At 53.8% G+C, this 20,368-nt stretch carries 23 protein-coding genes; 13 read left to right on the top strand and 10 right to left on the bottom strand.

What is annotated here, in order from left to right:
- Positions 1–447: 447 nt before the first annotated feature.
- The 6 genes from JK231_RS23310 (at position 448) to JK231_RS23285 (ending at position 5,740) form a co-directional block, all read left to right on the top strand.
- Complete coding sequence (locus tag JK231_RS23310; RefSeq protein WP_211729704.1) at positions 448–1,683, top strand: ABC transporter substrate-binding protein; 1,236 nt, start codon at positions 448–450, stop codon at positions 1,681–1,683.
- 12 nt (positions 1,684–1,695) lie between these two features.
- A complete protein-coding gene (locus JK231_RS23305) occupies positions 1,696–2,565 on the top strand; it encodes a branched-chain amino acid ABC transporter permease (RefSeq protein WP_058960259.1) in 870 nt (289 codons plus the stop codon).
- On the top strand, positions 2,565–3,596 hold the full coding sequence (locus JK231_RS23300) for a branched-chain amino acid ABC transporter permease (protein WP_097118873.1): 1,032 nt from the start codon (positions 2,565–2,567) through the stop codon (positions 3,594–3,596). Before JK231_RS23305 ends, JK231_RS23300 begins: the two co-directional genes overlap by 1 nt.
- Positions 3,593–4,324 carry an ATP-binding cassette domain-containing protein gene (locus JK231_RS23295; RefSeq protein WP_211729703.1) on the top strand — a complete coding sequence of 244 codons (732 nt, stop codon included), beginning with the start codon at positions 3,593–3,595 and terminating at the stop codon, positions 4,322–4,324. The genes JK231_RS23300 and JK231_RS23295 overlap by 4 nt, the downstream gene beginning before the upstream one ends.
- Positions 4,317–5,021: an ABC transporter ATP-binding protein gene (locus JK231_RS23290; RefSeq protein WP_097118875.1), complete on the top strand. Its 705-nt coding sequence runs from the start codon at positions 4,317–4,319 to the stop codon at positions 5,019–5,021. The genes JK231_RS23295 and JK231_RS23290 overlap by 8 nt, the downstream gene beginning before the upstream one ends.
- Positions 5,022–5,149: 128 nt before the next feature.
- The gene (locus JK231_RS23285) at positions 5,150–5,740 is read left to right on the top strand and encodes an ANTAR domain-containing protein (protein WP_211729702.1); all 591 of its coding nucleotides are present in this window, start codon (positions 5,150–5,152) and stop codon (positions 5,738–5,740) included.
- A 12-nt stretch (positions 5,741–5,752) separates the two neighbouring features.
- Here JK231_RS23285 and JK231_RS23280 read toward each other — a convergent pair whose 3' ends face one another.
- Positions 5,753–6,688 carry a helix-turn-helix domain-containing protein gene (locus tag JK231_RS23280; protein ID WP_097118877.1) on the bottom strand — a complete coding sequence of 312 codons (936 nt, stop codon included), beginning with the start codon at positions 6,686–6,688 and terminating at the stop codon, positions 5,753–5,755.
- A gap of 117 nt (positions 6,689–6,805) precedes the next feature.
- Positions 6,806–8,200, bottom strand: coding sequence for an amidase (locus tag JK231_RS23275; protein ID WP_211729701.1), 1,395 nt, complete (start codon positions 8,198–8,200; stop codon positions 6,806–6,808).
- A 223-nt stretch (positions 8,201–8,423) separates the two neighbouring features.
- Here JK231_RS23275 and JK231_RS23270 point away from each other — a divergent pair, with 223 nt between their 5' ends.
- Entirely contained in the window at positions 8,424–9,845 is a 1,422-nt protein-coding gene (locus tag JK231_RS23270) for a hypothetical protein (RefSeq protein ID WP_211729700.1), read from the top strand.
- A gap of 106 nt (positions 9,846–9,951) precedes the next feature.
- On the opposite strand, the gene JK231_RS23265 is transcribed toward JK231_RS23270, so the two are convergent.
- Positions 9,952–10,854, bottom strand: a complete 903-nt coding sequence (locus tag JK231_RS23265) for a LysR family transcriptional regulator (protein WP_211729699.1) — start codon at positions 10,852–10,854, stop codon at positions 9,952–9,954.
- Positions 10,855–10,954: 100 nt separating this feature from the next.
- Here JK231_RS23265 and JK231_RS23260 point away from each other — a divergent pair, with 100 nt between their 5' ends.
- On the top strand, positions 10,955–12,022 hold the full coding sequence (locus JK231_RS23260) for an SDR family oxidoreductase (protein ID WP_211729698.1): 1,068 nt from the start codon (positions 10,955–10,957) through the stop codon (positions 12,020–12,022).
- 110 nt (positions 12,023–12,132) lie between these two features.
- Here the strand turns inward: JK231_RS23260 and JK231_RS23255 are convergent, their stop codons facing one another.
- Complete coding sequence (locus JK231_RS23255; RefSeq protein ID WP_211729697.1) at positions 12,133–12,504, bottom strand: hypothetical protein; 372 nt, start codon at positions 12,502–12,504, stop codon at positions 12,133–12,135.
- A 125-nt stretch (positions 12,505–12,629) separates the two neighbouring features.
- On the opposite strand from JK231_RS23255, the gene JK231_RS23250 reads away from it, so the two are divergent.
- Complete coding sequence (locus JK231_RS23250) at positions 12,630–12,980, top strand: TonB family protein (RefSeq protein ID WP_211729696.1); 351 nt, start codon at positions 12,630–12,632, stop codon at positions 12,978–12,980.
- A 116-nt stretch (positions 12,981–13,096) separates the two neighbouring features.
- On the opposite strand, the gene JK231_RS23245 is transcribed toward JK231_RS23250, so the two are convergent.
- The gene (locus tag JK231_RS23245) at positions 13,097–13,828 is read right to left on the bottom strand and encodes an SDR family oxidoreductase (protein ID WP_211729695.1); all 732 of its coding nucleotides are present in this window, start codon (positions 13,826–13,828) and stop codon (positions 13,097–13,099) included.
- 100 nt (positions 13,829–13,928) lie between these two features.
- Between JK231_RS23245 and JK231_RS23240 the strand changes: the two genes are divergently transcribed.
- Positions 13,929–14,324 carry a helix-turn-helix domain-containing protein gene (locus tag JK231_RS23240; RefSeq protein ID WP_211729694.1) on the top strand — a complete coding sequence of 132 codons (396 nt, stop codon included), beginning with the start codon at positions 13,929–13,931 and terminating at the stop codon, positions 14,322–14,324.
- 95 nt (positions 14,325–14,419) lie between these two features.
- Here JK231_RS23240 and JK231_RS23235 read toward each other — a convergent pair whose 3' ends face one another.
- The 5 genes from JK231_RS23235 to JK231_RS23215 form a co-directional block, all read right to left on the bottom strand.
- Positions 14,420–15,064: a hypothetical protein gene (locus JK231_RS23235; protein ID WP_097118886.1), complete on the bottom strand. Its 645-nt coding sequence runs from the start codon at positions 15,062–15,064 to the stop codon at positions 14,420–14,422.
- A gap of 133 nt (positions 15,065–15,197) precedes the next feature.
- On the bottom strand, positions 15,198–15,827 hold the full coding sequence (locus JK231_RS23230; protein WP_211729693.1) for an NrsF family protein: 630 nt from the start codon (positions 15,825–15,827) through the stop codon (positions 15,198–15,200).
- Positions 15,820–16,371, bottom strand: coding sequence for a sigma-70 family RNA polymerase sigma factor (locus tag JK231_RS23225; protein WP_200574849.1), 552 nt, complete (start codon positions 16,369–16,371; stop codon positions 15,820–15,822). Before JK231_RS23225 ends, JK231_RS23230 begins: the two co-directional genes overlap by 8 nt.
- Positions 16,372–16,388: 17 nt before the next feature.
- A complete protein-coding gene (locus tag JK231_RS23220) occupies positions 16,389–17,618 on the bottom strand; it encodes a thioredoxin family protein (RefSeq protein WP_211729692.1) in 1,230 nt (409 codons plus the stop codon).
- A 15-nt stretch (positions 17,619–17,633) separates the two neighbouring features.
- Entirely contained in the window at positions 17,634–18,206 is a 573-nt protein-coding gene (locus JK231_RS23215) for a peroxiredoxin (protein WP_058960236.1), read from the bottom strand.
- A gap of 144 nt (positions 18,207–18,350) precedes the next feature.
- Here JK231_RS23215 and JK231_RS23210 point away from each other — a divergent pair, with 144 nt between their 5' ends.
- From JK231_RS23210 to JK231_RS23200, 3 genes are all read left to right on the top strand, one after another.
- Positions 18,351–18,893 carry a chorismate mutase gene (locus JK231_RS23210; RefSeq protein ID WP_097118891.1) on the top strand — a complete coding sequence of 181 codons (543 nt, stop codon included), beginning with the start codon at positions 18,351–18,353 and terminating at the stop codon, positions 18,891–18,893.
- A gap of 226 nt (positions 18,894–19,119) precedes the next feature.
- Positions 19,120–19,587, top strand: coding sequence for an acetyl-CoA carboxylase biotin carboxyl carrier protein (gene accB, locus JK231_RS23205; RefSeq protein ID WP_211729691.1), 468 nt, complete (start codon positions 19,120–19,122; stop codon positions 19,585–19,587).
- Between the two features lie 11 nt (positions 19,588–19,598).
- On the top strand, positions 19,599–20,368 hold a 770-nt coding region (locus tag JK231_RS23200), incomplete at its 3' end, for a biotin carboxylase N-terminal domain-containing protein (protein WP_211729690.1).

Below are 20,368 nucleotides of genomic sequence, written 5' to 3'. Positions count from 1 at the left end.
AATGGCTCCTCAAAAGATTTTTTACTGATGAGATGAATGAGTCTGTGAGAGACGTTAACGCTTCCGGTAATTACATCTTTGTTAATGCTGCCATTCGCTGTGTTTGAGCGGACAGCGCAGTGTTAAAAAATTTAATTGCACCCTTTTGGTGCTGATTGCTTTAATTAAGTGCAGAAAAGTGAGAGGGATAAAATTAATTAAAGGTGGGCGGGATTAAATGCAGTAATACTTCTCATCGCTTTCGCTTCTGCTAGCAGAGAATAAATTTAATTTGAACGGCCACGTGGGTTTTGGCCCGCTTATTGCTAATCTAAAAAACGTGCCCCAATGTTGTGGCCCTTTTCTCGCATTAATGCAGACAGCGCTGTCTGTTTTATCCGCTTATCTCTTCCGGTTCCCGGAATGCTTCATCTCTATTTATTCCAACAACTTCATTGCGAGGGTGCTATGGCTATTAGTCGTCGTTCATTTATTCAGGGATCGGCCGTATCCGCATTGGGTCTGGCTGCAGGGGTTGTACCGAAATTCACCTTAGCCGCTGACAGCAAAGACGCCATCAAAGTGGCGAGCATTCTCGACCTGTCAGGCGGGCTGGATATTTATGGCAAGCCGATGTCCAACGCCATCAATTTAGCCGCAGATGAGATTAATGCAGCAGGGGGATTATTAGGCCGACCACTGCAAATCATCAATTACGACGCGCAATCCAATATGCAACTTTATGCCCAATACGCCCAGCAGGCCGCGCTGAAAGACAAAGTGGCGGTGGTGCACGGCGGCATCACGTCTGCGTCGCGCGAGGTGATTCGTCCTGTATTGGATCGTTTCCGCTCACTCTATTTCTATCCTGCGCAGTACGAAGGTGGCGTCTGCGATCGCAACTACTTCTCTTCAGGCTCAACGCCCGCACAAACCGTGGAGAAACTGGTGCCGTACGCCATGAAGAAGTGGGGCAAGAAAGTCTATGTGCTGGCGGCGGATTACAACTACGGCCAGATTGTTTCGTCATGGGTGAAGAAGTCGGTGCGTGACAACGGTGGTGAAGTGATGACGGTGGAGTTCTTCCCGCTGGATGTCACGGACTTCGGTGCCGCCATTTCAAAAATCCAGAGCGCTAAACCAGACATGGTGTGGTCAGCACTGGTGGGCGGGGCGCACATCTCCTTCTACCGCCAATGGCATGCGGCTGGCATGAGCGGCAAGATTCCCATCGCCTCTACCGTATTCGGCGGCGGCAATGAACACATCATTCTGTCGCCGGAAGAGAGCAACGGCATTCTGGTGGCAGCGAACTACATGCAAGAAATTCCGTCTGCCGAGAACAAAGCCTTTGTCGATAAATTCCATGCGCGTTACGGCGACATGTACATCAGCGATCTGGCGATGGGCGCGTATCAGGGCATGTTGATTTGGGCCGAAGGGGTGCGTAAGGCGGGCGACATCGACCGCATGAAAGTGATCGAGGCGCTGGAGTCGGGCGTCACACTGACCTCGCCAAGCGGTCAGCTGAGTGTCGATCCCACCACGCATCACTGTTCGCTGGACGTGCACATTGCCGAGGTGGAGAACCATCAGATGAAGATTCTGGAAACCTTCACAAACCAGGCACCGGTTGATACCGCCATGGTGTGCGACCTGAAGAAAAATCCACGTGATACCAAACAGTATCAGATTGAGCTGTAACGGGAGGCGCTAATGGATCTGTCGGTTATCTATGGCATCGAAGTGCTGAATGCCATCGCGGTGCTGGTGATCATGAGTCTGGGGCTGGCGGTGGTGTTTGGCATGATGAAAATCGTCAATATGGCGCACGGCGAATTTATGATGCTGGGCGGCTACAGCGCCATTATGGCCACTAACCACTTTGGCGTGCCGATCTGGATCTCCATGCTGGTAGTTGCGCCGATTTGTGTTGGCGTGTTTGGCATGGTGATTGAACGCGTCATTATTCGTCATCTCTACGGCAGGATGATCGACACCATGCTGGCCACCTGGGGGTTGAGTCTGGCGTTGATCGGTGCCGCGACCATGCTGTTTGGCAACACCACGCTGGGCATCAGCTCGCCGCTGCCCAGCGTGAATGTGGGAAGTTACAGCACCAGCGGCTATTCGCTGTTTATGATTGTGTTTGCGCTGTGTCTGGTGGCGGCATTGTGGCTGTTGCTGCGCTTCACCACATTGGGATTGTGCGCACGTGCCACCATGCAGAATGCGCGCATGGCGGCGGCGCTAGGCAGCAATCCCGGTAAAATCTACAGCTTGACCTTCGGTCTGGGAGCCGCGCTCTCCGGATTGGGTGGCGCGCTGCTGGCACCGATCACCGGCGTGATACCGACCATCGGCGTTAGCTTTATTGCCAAAGCCTTTATCACGGTAATCGGCGGGGGCAGCGCCATCATCGCCGGCACGCTGACCTCTTCCACGCTGTTTGGCACCATTTCGCAACTGGTGACCTATCTCTCCACGCCGGTGTTTGGTGCGGTGGCGCTGCTGTTGAGTGCCATTGTGCTGCTGCGACTGCTGCCGCAGGGTATCACCGGGCGCTTCTTCAGGAGATCGCTGTAATGAAACTGTTTTCGGAAAAAGTGCGCATTGTGCTCAGTGCCCTGATGCTGATCCTGCTGGCGTTTTGGCTCGCTGGTGCGATTGAGCTGTACACCTTGCTCTCCATTACGGTGTTTTTAGTGATGGGACTGTTGTCACTCAGCCTGGCGTTTATCTGGGGCTACGGCGGCATCCTCTGTTTTGGTCAGGCGGCATTTTTTGGACTGGGGGCCTATACCTACGCCATTTGCGCCATTAACTGGGGGGATTCCACCTGGGCGGTGGTGATGGCGATTCTCCTGCCCACGCTGTTCTCTCTGCTTCTCGGTTACGTGATCTTCTACGGCGGCGTCAGTGATGTGTACCTCGGCGCGATCACGTTAGCCGTGAGCCTGGTGCTGTTTAACTGGGTAAACTCCACCTCGGGCAGTGAATACCATATCGGCGAAGCGCTGCTGGGTGGGTTCAATGGTATTCCGTCAGTGCCGACACTCAACATGCCATTCCAGCCAGATGCCATTTTGTCACCGGAGGCGATCTTTATGGTGACCGCCGGTGCGTTGGCGCTCTGCTATGCGCTGCTGAAGTTTGTGCTGCTCAGCCGCTTTGGCAAAACGGTGGTGGCCATTCGGGAAAACGAACAGCGCGCAGGACTGCTCGGCTACAACGTGCCGGCACATAAGCTCGTCACCTTTGCCATTGGCGCGGCGATTGCCGGGTTAGCTGGATGCCTGTACGTCAACTGGGGTGCCTTTGTCAGCCCCGGGGTGTTTAGTATCAGTCAGTCGGCACAGATCATCATTTGGGTGATCGTCGGGGGGCGCGGCACGTTGATCGGTCCGGTGATCAGCTGTGTGCTGTTGCAGTGGATGGTGACGCGGCTGGGCGCGCAGCAGACGGTGGATGTCAATCTGGTACTCGGCGTGATTCTGGCAGTGTTTGTGCTGCTGATCCCCGGTGGTATTTTACCGACCCTACAGCGATTTTGGCGGCGTAAACGACCGAAAATGCTGACGGCAACCCGCGCATCGGTGAGTGAGGTGAAACCATGACGGCAACAGTCCTGTTGGAAACCCGCAAAATGGGCGTCAGTTTTGGTGGTGTGCATGCGGTGAAGGAGGTGGATTTCACCCTGCATAAAGGGGAGCTTCGCTGCCTGATCGGCCCGAACGGCGCGGGGAAAAGCACCTTTTTCAAAATGCTCAGTGGTCAGGTAACGCCCACACGCGGTGAATGCCGCTACCGCAATCAAGTGATCTCCGGCAAACGTCCGTGGGATATTGCCCGGCTGGGCATCGGCATCAAAACTCAGGTGCCGAGCGTCTTTGAAGGGTTGAGCGTTCGGGAGAATCTATGGCAGGCGGCAGCCAATAAGCTGGCGAAAGCGGCTCTGTCCGCTGCGATTGATCAGGTATTGCACGACATCGGACTGGAAGATCATCAGGATGCCGTGCTCTCTGAACTGGCGCACGGACAGCGACAGTGGGTGGAGTTAGGGATGATCCTGATTTCTCGTCCGCAACTGGTGTTGCTGGATGAACCCGCCGCAGGCATGACGCATCAGGAAGTGCGCAAAACCGCCCAGCTGATTAAAGCGATCAATCAACAGAGCACCGTGGTGGTGGTGGAGCACGATATGGAGTTCATCAGCATGATCGCGCAGCAGGTCACGGTGTTTAATCAGGGCGCGGTGCTGGCGGAGGGGACTTTCCGCGAGGTGACGCAGAATCCTCTGGTGAAAGAGGCGTATCTCGGCAATCTGGAGATCAAACATGCTTGAAATAAAAGAGATGGTCTCGGGCTACAACAAAATTCCGGTCCTGCACTTGTCCGAGCTGTTTGTCGGAGCCAAATCCTTCACCGGTGTGTTAGGACGCAACGGCATGGGAAAAACCACGCTGCTGCGCACCATCATGGGAGAGCTACCCGCCTGGCAGGGAACAATCGCGCTCAACGGCATTGATATCACGCGCTATCAGGCCCACCAGCGGGCGGCGGCCGGCATCGGTTTTGTGCCGCAAGGGCGGCAGATCTTCCCGCTGCTGACGGTGGAAGAGAACCTGCGCATGGGCTGCGTGAAGCACTTTTCGCGCGCGGGTCAGATCATCGAGCAGATGCTAGAGATTTTCCCGCGCCTGAAACGTTTACTGGCTCAACCGGGCGGGGCGCTCTCGGGCGGCGAGCAGCAACTGCTGGCGTTGGCGCGCTGTCTCTGCGGGCAGCCACAGCTGGTGTTGCTGGATGAACCAACCGAAGGCATTCAACCGAATATCTGTGAGGAGATCATCGAGACGCTGCAGCGGCTGAGGCATGAAATGGATATCTCGATCATTCTGGTAGAGCAGGATATTGAGTTTCTTTATGCGTTATCGGATCGGATCCATGTGATTGAAAAAGGGCAGATTGTGCAGCAGATTGATCCGCGCATCCAGCCCAGTGCCAGTGTGGCGGAGCAGTTTTTAGGGTTTCACGCCTAAATCGTGGAAGCGGGACGGGGTGCATGCCCTGTCTCGCCTGACACAGCACCCGGCAGCAGCAACACAGCATCGATTGCCTGACTCCTCTAACGTGATGCTTCGAACATCAGAATGCACACGGGTGAAACATGAATGAGCCATCTTTGCTGAAAACGCTTGCGGGTGTGCGGTTGCATATTTTCCATCCTGATTCGCAAAGCGTGCGGGCTTTTTGTGCCTCGTTGACGCAAATCGGTTGTCACGCACAACACAGCTGGCCGCCTGTCGCCGGACGTCCGGCTGACGCGCAACTGCTGTTGGTGGCGATTGAAAATCACCACGAGGCGGTATTAACGCCGCTGTTTCGTTCATTGCAACAGCATTACACACCGGTGATTGCCCTGGCGAACTGCCACGATGCGCGCTTGTTTCCGCTGCTAATGAAACTGCAACCCGCTGCCATCGCCGAGCGAGAACTAAACCCCTTTGCCTTGATTGTGCAGATCATCGGCACCTGGCGATCCTCCCAGCAGAATGCCCAGTTGCGGGGTGAACTGCAGGCTCGCCAACAGCGTAAACTGAGGAATGAGCGACTGGCGCAGGCTAAAGGCGTGTTGATGCAGACTTTCGGTCTGGATGAGTCAGGGGCATATCGCTTTATGCGTACCGAAGCGATGAACACGCGCAGCAGCCTGGAATTTACTGCTGAGCGTGTGATCAGTCAGTTGCAGAAAGGGTAAAACAAAACGCCGTTACGCCTCGGTTTGTCTCAGCAGACTGCTCGGGGTGTAACCAAAGGCTTTGCGGAAGGCGAGACTGAAATGCGACATATCGCTAAAGCCGTGATCTAGCGCCACCTGCGTGATGTTGCGCGCTTTACCTTCGGCTAGCGCCTTGCGACACGCCAGCAGGCGCTCCTGCCAGACAAAATTCATCGGCGTGGTGCCGTGTGCAGCAAACACGCGGCTGATGGTGCGCGGTGAAACATGATGGGCATTGGCAATTTGCGCCATGGTCAGGTCCGCTTCCTGCAGATTTTGCCGTAAATAACTCACCACCCGCGAGTAAAGATCCGGTTTTAGTGCGTCATCGCCTTTCTGCAAATTGACACTCACCGAGATCATATTGATCAACGTATTGGCGAACTGTTCCGCGAGAAAGGTGTTCTCACTCTCCGCGTTAAAGACAAATGCCTCTTCCAGTAATTGCTTGAGTGAGGTCATTCCGGGACGACTAAGATCCAGCGTTTTCCCCGCGAGCCGGGCAATCGCTGGTGCCTCTTTTTCAATCATCTGGCGCGGCAAATGCACAATGTTGATGGCCACGTTATCCATGGCGAAATCAAAGGGCGTTGCGGCATCGTAAATCACCACATCCCCTGCGCTCACCCGTGACTGGTTATCGTTTTGCCGCAATGTCCCGATGCCGGAACGAACGTAGCCGAGATAAAAATCATGATTAGGATGGCGGCGAATGCACTCGGTGGTGCGTTGCCACACCAGCGCGGTTTGTGACACGTGGTGTGCGATATCGACATGGCCCAGCATGGAATAACCAAAGCTGCCGGAAAAAGTACCGGCATTAACCTGACGCGCCTCGGCATTAATCAAGCGCGAACAGACGGCATCGCGCCAGGCATCAAAGCGGTGGCGATTATCTAAGTGATCCGTGGTGAACGTTTCTTTCATGGCAACATCCCCTAAACCTGGCGAAAAGGGTGAAATCACAATAAACCAAGCAAGTTTCAGGCCATATCGACATGAAAAGGCCGCACCCGAAATGCAGTGCGGCCAAAATAAGCAGCTTTAGATAGCAGGATGTTTTTTATGCCATTCAGTGACTTGCTGATAAGCCCAGGCGCCCTGAATCATTGCGGTTTCATCGAAATGGGCGGCGACTAACTGGAAACCAATGGGTGCACCGGCGGAAGTCATGCCACATGGCAGGGTGATGGTGGGATGCCCGCTCGCGTCAAATGCACTGGTATAGCGCAATACGCCGTTAAAAAGTGCCTGATCGGTACCAAAACGGGTCATGGTGTCCCAGGTTAATCCGGCATAAGCGGTGGCGGGTGCCAGAATCAAATCCACTTTGCTGAACAGGGCAGAAATATCGCCACGCAGTGCCGCACGGCTCAGCAGCAGGCGCTGATACTCCAGTGCGGTGACCTGATGGCCAAGATCCAGCAGACCAGATAACCCTGGACCGTATTGATCTTTCTGCGCCGGATAGGTCTCTTCATGCGCCAGGGCGGTTTCCACTGCACAGAGCGCACTCCACTCGGCGGCGGCTTTTTCCGTGTCTGGCACAGTGATGTCCACGAAGGTGGCACCCAGCGATGTCAGGGTAGCTATCGCCGATTCCAGCGCGGCACGGGTTTCCGCATCCACCTTCTCTAACGCCCAGCTCGCATCCAATCCGATGCGCATTTTACTGACACCGCGCGTCATTAGAGCCAGATAGTCCGGCACCGGCTCGCTGCTGGAGGTCGGATCTTTATCATCACGCCCGGCAATGGCTTGCAACATCGCAGCGGCATCGCCTGCAGAGCGTGCCATCGGACCGATGTGATCGAGCGACGCCGCCAGCTCACAGGCACCGTGGCGCGTGACGCGACCCCAGGTCGGTTTGATGCCGGTCAGTCCGTTGGCATTTGACGGGAAGCGAATGGAGCCGCCGGTATCGGTGCCAATCGCGCCATAACAGAGTCCAGCCGCAGTAGCGACGCCAGAACCGCTGGAGGAGACACCGGTCCAGAGGGCGCTGCCCCAGGGGTTATTAGGGCGGGTGATTTCCGGATGGTGATCGGCAAAGGCGCTTTCAGTTTGCGTCAGCTTGCCGAGGATCACCGCACCGGCAGCGCGAAAACGATCAACCACCGTGGAGTCTTCCGCCGGATAGTGATCCTTATGGATGATCATGCCGTGGCTGGTGGGCGCATCTTTGGTCCAGATCAGATCTTTTAGGGCAATCGGTACACCGTGCAGCGGGCCACGCAGTTTACCTGCGGCGATTTCCTGATCCGCCTCTGCCGCCTGTTTTAACGCACTGTCGCGCATCACGTAGAAATAGCTGTGTAGATCGCTATCCAGTGTGTCGATGCGCGTTAACAGTGATTCGGTGACCGCTACCGAGGTGATGTCGCCAGACTGAATCAGGCGTCCAATTTCCAGCAAGCTTTTGTAATGCAGGTTGTTCATCGCGACCTTACCTCTGTTGAAGGGGGGCTACCTGTGCGGTAGACAATGTGTTGATCAACAACGTAAATCAGACGCGCGGGTTCGGCTGTGTTTAAGCAGACAGATGCTGTGCCAGAAGTGCCAGCGGTCTATCAGGAGCTGGCGTTAACCGGAGGGGAACGTTAAAGCATGGCGATATGATGCCGATAACCTTCAGGAATAGTTCACAAGAAGGATTATTTTGATGCTAAATGGGATTGGCAGCAGCGTTCTACGCAACCTGATTTCTGCGGGTTCAAGCGTAAATACCACCGCAAACAGCAAGGCAGCACAAAGCCACTTACAGGCTGAAGCGTCCACCAAAGTGACCTTCAGTGAAGCAAGCGAGACCATTGCGGCCATCTATAAAATTGTGCCAGCACAGGTACAGAGTAGCGGCACGATCAGCAGCAATTTACAGGCGCAAATCAACGCGGCAGCGCAGTCTGGCGGCGTTGGTATGAACGGTATCGGCAGTAGTTTGCTCAAGGGCATGGTGCAGAGTGGTGACAATGTCACGTTAAGCGTGCCCGCAACCTCATCAGCCAACGGTACCAGCAACAGTCAGAGCGCGGTGGCGCTCACCGTGACCACACAATCGGGGATTGAGGTGAGTCTGCAAATGACACGCCAGCAGGGCGGACTGGTGGTGGAGCTGAATACCAGTGGGGGTAAACTCAACAGTGATGAGGCTACAGCCATCAGTCAGCTCTCCGACGGTTTGCAAAAAGCGCTGGACGGTTTGGACGCAGAGACAACGCAGCTAGATATCAGCAACCTGATGAAGTTTGATAACTCGCAGTTGCAAAGCGTCGATTTGAAGACCGATCTGCGCAATGGCGACAACGTGAAGCAGTCCCTCAACCTTCACGCAGATGATAAAGAGCGCTGGCTCGGTTTTCACAACGGGGATGTCAGTATCAAGCTCGATACGGATGTGTCAAAGCTGACTCAGGCAGGCAGCGCCGAACAGCAGGCCGCCGCACTCGATCAGTGGTCTGCCAAATTTGATCAGGCCGCAACGCGTGGGCACGGCGATCGCGACATGCTGAATCTCTTCAAAGCCAGCTTCCGGGCGCTGAATACCACGCAAGGACAGGCAAGCCACAGCGTGAATACCCAGCGAGTGATCTCCATTGATGCTAATGCCGCTAAAAACAGTGCCATTAGTGGATTGGCCGATTTTTCCGCCAGCTATCAGCAGACGCCGCGTTCTGATAATCCTTATAAAACGGAGGAGCAGGACACTTTCTCTTTAGACGTCGCGCAGCAAACCCGCTCGCAACAGCACACTGATACCCAGGATTTGACACAGGATACGCTTTTCAAACTCAAAGCCAGTTTCCACACCGCACTGGATTCAGACGGGGCAGCGAAACTGACGGCACTTAAGTCATCTCAAAATTACCGCTATCATCTGATTGACGATAAAGAGCGTAGCCAGACCGTGGTTTCGCAGAACAAAAAAGGTGAGCTGGCTGCGCAGACCACGCAGCAACTCACTCAGCATGAAACGGTGAAAAGCTATCAGCAAGCCAAGCTTATCGATAGCGTGGAGATCCCGCACAGCGAGAAAAATGTCTCTTCACAGAATTACGCCCGCGCACTGTTTGAGCCCGAAAATTAAACAGGATCCCCCGTACAATCCTGATACGGGGACACTGGCCCGCTGAAAAACCTGCGCGTCATTATGGTCGAGCTCGCGGTAGCAGGCGGCCTTCAGGCCGCACACCTCAGCGAATCTCTAATTCTGCCAGCGCGGCCAATAGCGCATCGACTTTCGGTAACAGCTGCTTGCGGCGTGGCCATATCAGCGTCAGAGCCAATCCATCGGGCTGTTGCTCCGGCAAGATAATCTCCAGTTCACCGCGCGCCAGTGGCTCGCGCACCAGCCAGGATGGCATCTGCGCCACGCCTAATCCGCCACACAGCGCCTGGACTTGTGCATCGACATCACCCAGTGCCATCCGGTGTGGCACATTGCGCCAGTGCGGGTGACCATCTGAAGTGGTGAACAGCCATGGCTTGCTGCTGCCATCCACGCGTTCATACATGATGGCCTGATGTTGTAATAGCTCGCTTTCATTGTGAGGACGTCCATGGCGCGCCAGATAATCGGGTGCAGCGCAAAACACCATGCGCTCGCGACCCATCTGACGGCAGCCAAGCGAGGCCGGTACGTCCGGCGATCCGCCAATGCGTACTGCGACATCGATCCCCTCATCAAACAGATCGATAAAGCGATCGGAGAAGGTGAGATTGAGTTCGAGTTCCGGGTGCTGCTGACAAAATGGAATCAGCACCGGCATGACGCCCAGCCGGCCATAGGTATTGGGCACGGCGACGCGTAATCGTCCTGAGGGAATGGTGCGCTGTGCTGCCAGTACCGCTTCGGCTTCGGCCAGCTCCTCCATAATGCGCAGGCAGGTTTGATAATAGGCGTTGCCTGCATCGGTGAGCTTCAGACTGCGCGTGGTGCGTTCCAGCAAGCGTGAGCCGAGTCGCGTCTCAAGTCGCGTGACGCTTTTACTGACGGCCGAACCGGTCAGGTGTAAACGTTCTGCCGCCGCTGCGAAACTGCCGCTTTCGACGCTGGCCACAAAGGGAACGATATCTTTCAGGCGTTGATCGTGCATCTATTCGTGAATCCAGGTTATGAATGATGTGAATTAAAGCCAGAGATAGGAATTGAATTCTCTATTAGGCTAATGATTACCGAAACCGAGGAGAATTGAAATGCAAAAGCAGGCGTTAATTGTCGGCATTAGCGGTGTGATTGGGCGTGCGCTGGCGGAAAAACTGCAAAGTGAAGGATGGCAGGTGACCGGATTGTCACGCGGGCGCGGCGCTATCCCCGAAGGGTGCCGCAGTCTGACCGCAGATCTGACCGATGCTGATGCGGTCAGCACTGCACTGTCACAAGAGAAGCCTGATGCGGTGTTCTTTAGCGTCTGGGCGCGTCAGGAGAACGAAAAAGAGAACATTCGCGTGAACGGCGGCATGGTGCGTAATGTGATTGAAGCGCTGGGTGAGCGCCTGAACGGTGCGCACGTGGCGCTGGTGACCGGGCTGAAACACTATCTGGGTCCATTTGAGGCGTATGGCAAAGGAGCTGTGCCGGTGACGCCGTTCCGTGAAGAACAGGGACGCCAGCCGGTCGATAACTTCTACTATGCGCAGGAAGATGAAATCTTTGCCGGTGCCGAGCAATATGGCTATCGCTGGAGCGTGCATCGCCCGCACACCATCATCGGTTATGCAGTGGGCAACGCCATGAACATGGGGCAGACGCTGGCGGTGTATGCCACGCTGTGTCGCGAGAAAGGCTGGCCATTTATCTTTCCTGGCTCGCCGGAACAGTGGAACGGTATTGCGGATGTGACCGACGCCGGTTTGCTGGCGGAGCAGCTGCTGTGGGCAGCGACGGCGGATGAAGCAGCCAATCAGGACTTCAACGCGGTCAACGGCGATGTATTCCGTTGGAACTGGCTGTGGCCGCGACTGGCCGCTTACTTTAACGTTGAAGCCGCCGCGTATCCTGCACAGATGATGCCTCTGGAAGGGCGCATGCAACAGGCCGCAGACGCATGGCGTGAAATTGCCGCGCGCGAACAGCTGCAAGAGGCGGACGTTAATAAGCTGGCTTCGTGGTGGCACACCGATGCGGACCTTGGGCGTCCAATGGAAGCATTCACCGACATGAGCAAAAGCCGCAAAGCGGGATTCATCGGCTATCGTTCCACGCTGGATTCGTTTATTGCGCTGTTTGATCGGCTGAAAGCGGAGAAGGTGATTCCGCAGTAGCTTTTTTTCATCGTGACCGGTTATCCAGGTGCGCATCAATGCGCACCTTCATGAACAACAACTCATAATATTTTGGGGCTGTAATATCCGACATGAGGTATCCGAGCCCTTTAGTCCAACAAATCTTCCCTGTCTTCCCGTTCCCGTATTTTACGCATTACAGGCCGGACGTCGTTACTCAGGTATTCCATGGTGGTGAGAAACACCATGCGTTGCTTATCAAAATTCTTGCGATAAAACATAAAGCGTAGACCGGGTGCACAGACCAGTAATTCAACACCTTCGTCCATAAGCGTTTCAATATTTGATTCTGTGGTGTCGCGAGTGAAGCGCCAGTTCAATTGGCGTTTATCGATCGCCTTCTGCACTGCGGCGATATATTTATCTTCGCGAAAATAGGCAAACAATCCGCCACTCACTCCGAATCCCGGTGTTCTTAACAATGTTGGACTGGGCATGTAGATAAATACGATTTTTTTCATCGACGATTATTCCTTAATCTTGATGGATGAACATGCTAGCAGAAGCCTAATAAAGGATTCTTTACGCTAAACTGGCGCTATCTTGTTGATAAAATGAGAATGATTCTCAACAACAGGAGGTTGTTATGTTTAAGGTCATACCCATCATTCTCACTCTGGCATTATCAGGTTGCACCACTTCATCCGCCAATAAAGCACAGCCTAAAGCCCTGCGAATGGATAAGCCTGAATATCCTTTTTATGCTGCAAAGAATCATATCGAAGGAAAGGTGCAATTTTTTTATGATGTCGATGCGCAAGGGAAGGTCAGTGAAATGCGCATTGAGCAATCCACACCCGACCATCTGTTTGATGACGCGGTTATAAGAGCGGTGAACAAATGGCGATTTGAAAAAGGCCATCCCGCTAAAAATATTCCAATGAAAGTGGTGATGCGCGTGAGTCCTCCGCCTAATATCAGTGATTCGATGTTGTGATGGGTGAGTGATCTTAGAGCGCCTAAGGTGTGGTGAGAAAAGCATACTGATTTCGAACCGTGTCTGCCCTGAAATGAAGTGACAGCCATCCTGCGATGGCTGTTTGTATGCCGCATCTAAACCTGGGTCAATCCACCATCAACGCAGATCTCAGCACCCGCGATGTAACTGCTTTCATCACTGGCAAGGAACAACGCAGCATTCGCCACCTCTTCCGGTTGTGCCATTCTGCCGAGCGGTATGGCGCTGGTGAGTCCATTTCGAACCTGTTCTGAAGCTGCTGCCATCATTTCAGTATCCACAGGGCCGGGTGCGACCACATTGACGCGGATACCGCGTGCGGCGAGTTCACGGGTCCAGGTGCGGGCAAAGGAGCGCAGAGCGGCTTTGCTGGCAGAGTAAACACCATAGCCTTCCGTGCCAATCACATCCGCAATCGAGCCAATCAGAACCACGCTCGCACCCGGTTTCAGCAGGGGCAACGCAGCTTGTAAGGCAAAGAGCGGCGAGCGCACGTTAAGTCCGAAAATCTGCTCGTAGTGAGACTCACTGATCTCGTCTAACCGGGCGTATTCCGACATACCCGCATTGATCACCAACACATCCAAATGGCCTGACGTGCTTTTGATGGTGTCCATAATATCGGCCAGCTCTTCGTTCTGACTAACATCGGCGCGTAATGGCTTCGCGATGCCGGATATCTTGCGGCTGGAAGTAGCTAATTCTTCTTCACGACGGGAGGTAAACCAGGTGGTTGCTCCTTCGCTGGCGAAACGCTGGCTGATCGCCAAACCGATACCTTTTGCGCCGCCCAGTACCACGGCAACTTTGTTTTCTAATCTGCTCATCTGCAATGCTCCTTTAAGAGTGGAACCCAGATGATATAAAAACTATACTTGATATCAATTACGCACTTAGTTTATATCAGATATATACGGGTATATCGCCATGAATGAGAAAACTGACAAGCCTTTGATTGATATCGGTAAAACCCGACCTGTTTTGGAAAACATCACCAATAAATGGTCGATATTAATTCTCACCGTGCTTTGCACACAGCCCTCAAGGTTCAATGAGATTCGCCGCAGACTGGAGGGGATTACCCATAAAGCACTGGCGGATGCGCTCAAACGTCTGGAGCGCAATGGTCTTGTGAACCGTAAAGTGCTACCAACTTCGCCGGTGAGCGTGGAATACAGCATCACACCTTTAGCGCAGACGCTGCAGCAGCCCTTTATGTCCCTGGCGAGTTGGGCGATGGAGTACGGCCCGGTGATGGAACAGGCTCAAGCCGCTTACGACATTGCTCGTAATGAAGAAAAGAAGGTGGCGGAAGAAGCCTAATGGTTGGGTTTTAATTAGATGAACTCAGAAAGACGGGCAGCGCGATATTTTACACTTCATGCGCTGCCGTTTTACTCACCTTTATTTTTACCTGTTTATATAACAGGGACGGATAATGCTGAGACTTTTTCTTTAGCCTCAGCAATCAAAATAATCCCCTGCAAGGATTCATCAGGATGAACACTCCATATTTTACTTTCGGGGATGCAAATGCCGTCATAACGTATTTTGGTGCCGTCGTAGGGATAAAATTTACCTTCGTTTGTATCTAAAACAAAAACCTGCAACAGACGAGACTTCTGCGCAATGTGTTTCCAAAGTGCTTTTCCGCCTTCATAGTGGTGATGATCACTCATCAGCGTGATATTTTGATGCACCACCAAGGTTTCATACATGCGGGTTGCAAGACCAAAACCTTGCATGATCTCTTGTACCACAACCCCTTCAACCTGCAGCGCGGCAGCATCCTGCCAGAATGACTTTACGCTGAGCCCATCAAAATGTTCAACGCGAATCAGTTCCAACGTAGCAATGACGCGATGACGTAAATCGTTCTCAATTAATGCTGGACCAGCATCGACGACTGCTGAAAAAGGTGTTTTTCGATCATAGATAATCCAGTAAGTAGAACTACCCATTTCAAACTCATCAATAATCTCAAAACGTCGTTGTAATGTATTGGGGCTGTATGACATTGGCATTATGGCCATATTTGAATCCCCCTTGTTAAGCACTGGCATGTGTATTCCTTCACTTGATTGCCTCTCTCCATTAATTAACTTAACACATGAAAGGATAGGGATGAGGTGGATTTAATGAGAGCCAGACTCCTGTTTTCTATTTTAATAGGGAGAATGACATCCTTTTATTACCTCAACCCAATCTTACCCAGCGACGACCAAGCAGCACTGTCATAACGATAATCACCGCAATGGCGGCTAGATGCATGACAAAATCCATCGGATGCAGATGCACCGGATGGCAAAACGCCAGCATGGTGACGGCCATGCTGGATATGCCCAGTCCGGCCATCGCCAGGCTGCGTACCGGATGGAGTGCACGTGTCTTGCGTAAACTGGCAATCATCAGCAGCATCATCGGTGTGCTCACCACTAACAGGAAGGTAAAACAGCGCGTGCTGTCATTATCATGTGCCTCCACTACGGCGTGCGGGATACTGCTCAGGCTCAATCCCAACCACAATAAACCCAGCGTCAGCAGCACTTTCCAACTGACACTGCGGCGGCCAGGGATGCTCATGTTGAACGCATTACGAATCGCGAACAAACCGAGAACAAACGCCAGCGCCAACTGGATGAGTGCGCGCATCGCACCGGGTTGTGACCAATCGGTTAGCGTACGCTGGACCAGAAAACTGGCGACGATGCCGCAGGGCAGTGCCAGTAGCAGCCACATTAAGACACGCCAATAAGTCGGCCGCATCGGTTGAACGGGCTGCATGTCGCGGCTGAGTTTTTCAATTAACAGGTCATGGTTATTCATGGTGTGCTCCAAAGCGACGCAGATTGCTCAGCGCGCGATGCAGCAGCGACTTCACCGCTGCCACACTTAAATTGTTATGTTCTGCCGCTTCCGTCAGGCTCATTTCGCGCAAGTGAACATGTTCGACAATCTCGCGCTGGCGCGAGGGAAGCTGGCGCAGATAGCCAGCCAGTTCCTCTTGTGTATCCAGCGATGGTGCCTCTGGCGCAATGGCAGCTTCAGTTAGCGTTTCTTCGTGGACTTCCCATTGCTGATGGCGTCCGCGTCGCCGCAGGGCATCCACGGCGCGAGCGGAGATGATGGCCATCAGCCAGGGTAAGAACGGGTAGGCAGGATCATAGGTGTGACGCACCCGATGCACTGTTAACAGCACATCCTGAATCACATCTTCCACTAATGCCTGGTCGGTGAGTTGTTGGCGTATTTGTCCGCGTATCACCGGCACTAGCGCTTTGAGCAGTCGGGTGTAAGCGAGCTGATCGCCCGCCTGCGCCTGTTCCATTAGCGCGGGCCAACTTTCGCGCGCGCTATCACTTGCTTGCATAATCCGCCTTGAAACAATTACGCCTTGGTGCTGGCCGCTTGCAGCGCATTCACCACAATGCTCGGTGTCAGCACTTGCGGTAGCACTTTTGGCGGCCCGCCATCGGCGGGGTAAACCAGATACATCGGCAGTCCGCCCTGACCAAACTCGCTCATGGCGTCATCGACATCGGGATTAAACTTGGTGGAGTCCGCCACCATATACACCGTACCGGTTTTTGCCAACGCGTCTTTAACTACCTGCGTCGAAAGGGAGGTTTTTTCATTTACCTGACAAGTGATGCACCATGATGCTGTGAAATCGACAAAGATGGCTTTGCCATGTCCGCGCTGCGATGCAACGGCCTGCGGCGTCCACTTCTCTTTGGTGAGCTGGCTGGCTACCTGGTCACCTGCCAGCGCTGCGCCCGGTTGAATTAACTGCGGCAGTGGGGCCAGCACGGCGATAACCAATACGGCGGTCACGGCGAACAGCACTTTATGGCCTTTACCGGCAAAGCGGCGATGTTGCGCCATCCCATATAGCCAGCCCGCGAATGCTACAACCACTGAGGCTGCTAACAGTGTAGCCAATGCCGCGCTGCCTGCCTGTTGCGCGAGCACCCACACCAGCCAGGCATAAGCGCCAAACATTGGGAAGGCTAAACCGCGCTTCAGTACATCCATCCATGCGCCTGGACGAGGCAAGAATCTCGCCAGCTGAGGGAAAAGAGAAATCAGTGTGAAAGGCGCTGCGAAACCGAGTGCCAGGGCGAAGAAGATCACCAGCGCCACAGCAGGGGGTTGCACCAGGGCATAGCCGATCGCACTAGCCATAAACGGTGCCGCACAAGGGGTGGCAACCAAAATTGCCAATACGCCAGTGAGTGCAGAACGTAAGAAGGCGCCGCGATTGATTTCAACGGATCCAACACGTTGTACCGACAGGCCCACTTCAAATACGCCAAGCAGATTGAGCGCAGCGGCGAGGATCACCAGTGACAGCAGTGCAATCACCAGGGGGGACTGTAACTGGAATCCCCAGCCTACAGCAGCACCGCCTGCACGCGCGGCCAGCAAAATACCCGCCAGCGCCATCATGGTAACGATCACGCCCAGTAAAAAGCCTAAACCTTCACGACGCGCGTTGGCGGCATTGTCAGTGTGGCGCAACAGGCCGAGCGCTTTAAGGGAGATGACCGGAAAGACGCAGGGCATTAAGTTCAGAATGATGCCGCCAATAAAGGCGGCCAGCATGGCGGTTAACATCGCTGGCCTCTTTGCTTAGTTAGTTTGCGGATGTGCAGCGTCGTACTGCTTCACGGCGGCGAGGGCTTTCTCAATGTGCGTATCCGGGTTTCTATCAGTGTAACTCAGCAGGATGTCGCCATTAGGCGCAATCACATAAGAGGTGCGATCGGAAAGGGTTTTGCCTTTCATCTGCATGGTGGTTTGATACTGAGCGGCCACTTTAGCACCTGGGTCGGCGGCAACAGCGAATTTATCACGGCACTCCAGTTTAGAGAAATCGCTCACCTGATCGGTATTGCCTGCAGTCACACCAATAACTGTGGCGTGCATTTTGGTGAAGTTGTCGGTGGCTTCGGCGAAGTCATGCGCTTCAATCGTACAGCCCGCACTGAATGCGGCCGGGAAGAAGTAAAGCACCACTGGCCCTTTTTGCAGCGCTTTTTGCAGCGAGAAGGTCAATGGTTTGCCAGCTAATGCACCTTGCAGTTCGAAATTTGGTGCCTTTGCACCAACCGGCAGCGCGGCGCTGGCGTTAAAAGCGGTGGCAGAGAGGCCCAATGCGGCGGTGATGCTCAGAGTACAAACGAGGGTTTTAAACGATTTCATTATCTGCTCCTGCGATGTAAGGGAGGTCCGGTTTTAGTGACTCAATACATCAGTTCGCTGGAGGGGGCGGAAAGGTTTCGGTGCCAGTAAAAAAAAGTTAAATTAGCGACGCAATGTGACTCATGGAAAAAGAGGCTAAGAGAGATGAATCGGAATTATTTCAGTAAAATCATTTTGTTAATTGGGTTATCTTGCTCGGCCACCGCGCTGGCGGCACCTGTCATTGATAGCGATGTGGCTTCCCTGATCAATCAACGCCTGTCCTATATGAAGGATGTGGCCGGTTATAAAGCCGCCAATCATCTTGCGATTGAAGATTTGCCTCAAGAAGAAAAAGTGCTGGCTAGTGCTGTGCTGCAAGCCGAAAAGCTGGGCTTAGCGGGCGAGTCTGTTAAACCCTTTGTGCAGGCTCAGATGGATGCAGCAAAAGCGATTCAATATCGCTATCGCGCAGATTGGCTCTCCACACCTGAACAAGGTTGGCAGCCTTTGCCGCTGGATCAGGTCAGAAGCAAAATTAATGTGCTGAGCGCCAGCATTCTGAGTGGTATCCGTGCGCAGTTAGCGCAGGGCAAACCCTTCACCGATAAAGCCGCCTTTCTGCACACGCTTGATCAAGCGAATCTGGAACAGGGTGATAAAACGAGGCTGTGGGAAGCCCTGCAGAAAATTAGTCTGAAGAAGTAACGGTTATTCATAAGAGGCGTAATAAGATTACGCCTCTCTAATATGTCATTTACCTCTCAAACTGCAATATTATCCACGATATCTCCACCTCGGGATAAAATTCAGATGACCAACGATCCACTCCGCCACCTTTTCCTTATAACCCCAACTGAACTCCCTATGTCCTGCTCAAGAATCCCCTCTGCTATAACTGCTGCGAGTTGATAACGCGTAGGAAAAGTTTTTCATGGATATTCGTAAAATTAAGAAACTGATCGAACTGGTTGAAGAGTCCGGCATCTCCGAGCTGGAAATCTCTGAAGGCGAAGAGTCAGTTCGTATCAGCCGTTCACCTGCTAATGCCGGCTACCCGATGATGCAACAGGCTTATGCTGCGCCAGTGATGCAGCAGCCTGCGCTGGCGACCGCCGTTGCACCTGCAGCCGCTGCGCCGGCTGAAGCCGCTAAGCCGGAAATCACCGGCCACATCGTGCGTTCTCCGATGGTCGGCACTTTCTACCGTACCCCAAGCCCGGATGCGAAAGCCTTCGTGGAAGTGGGCCAGAAAGTCAACGCGGGCGATACCCTGTGCATCGTTGAAGCGATGAAAATGATGAACCAGATCGAAGCCGATAAATCCGGCGTTGTGAAGGCGATCCTGGTGGAAAGCGGCCAGCCGGTTGAATTTGACGAGCCGCTCGTCGTCATCGAATAACGAGGCGAAGCATGCTGGATAAAATTGTCATTGCTAACCGCGGTGAGATCGCTCTGCGTATTCTCCGCGCGTGTAAAGAATTAGGCATCAAGACCGTTGCGGTTCACTCAACCGCTGACCGCGACCTGAAGCACGTGCTGCTGGCGGACGAAACCGTCTGCATCGGCCCGGCACAGTCGGTCAAAAGTTACCTGAACATCCCTGCACTGATCTCCGCCGCCGAAATCACCGGCGCCGTGGCGATCCACCCGGGCTACGGCTTCCTCTCTGAGAATGCCGATTTCGCCGAGCAGGTTGAGCGCTCTGGTTTTATCTTCATCGGCCCGAAAGCTGACACCATCCGCCTGATGGGCGACAAAGTGTCTGCGATCACCGCCATGAAGAAAACCGGTGTGCCAACCGTGCCAGGATCTGACGGCTCGCTGACCGATGACATGGATAAAAACCGTGCCATTGCTAAACGCATCGGCTACCCGGTCATCATCAAAGCCTCTGGCGGCGGCGGCGGTCGTGGTATGCGCGTGGTGCGCAGTGAAAAAGATCTGGAACAATCCATCGGCATGACGAAAGCGGAAGCCAAAGCGGCTTTCAACAACGACATGGTCTACATGGAGAAATTCCTCGAGAACCCGCGTCACATCGAGATTCAGGTGATGGCCGACGGCCAGGGCAACGCCATCTATCTGGCGGAACGTGACTGCTCAATGCAGCGTCGTCACCAGAAAGTGGTCGAAGAAGCACCAGCGCCGGGCATCACGCCGGAACTGCGTCGCTTTATCGG

Origin of the sequence: Pantoea sp. JGM49 (genome assembly GCF_018257655.1) — a bacterium.
In the GTDB taxonomy this organism is placed as follows: Bacteria; Pseudomonadota; Gammaproteobacteria; order Enterobacterales; family Enterobacteriaceae; genus Pantoea; species Pantoea communis.
This window is presented reverse-complemented; position numbering and strand designations above follow the sequence as displayed.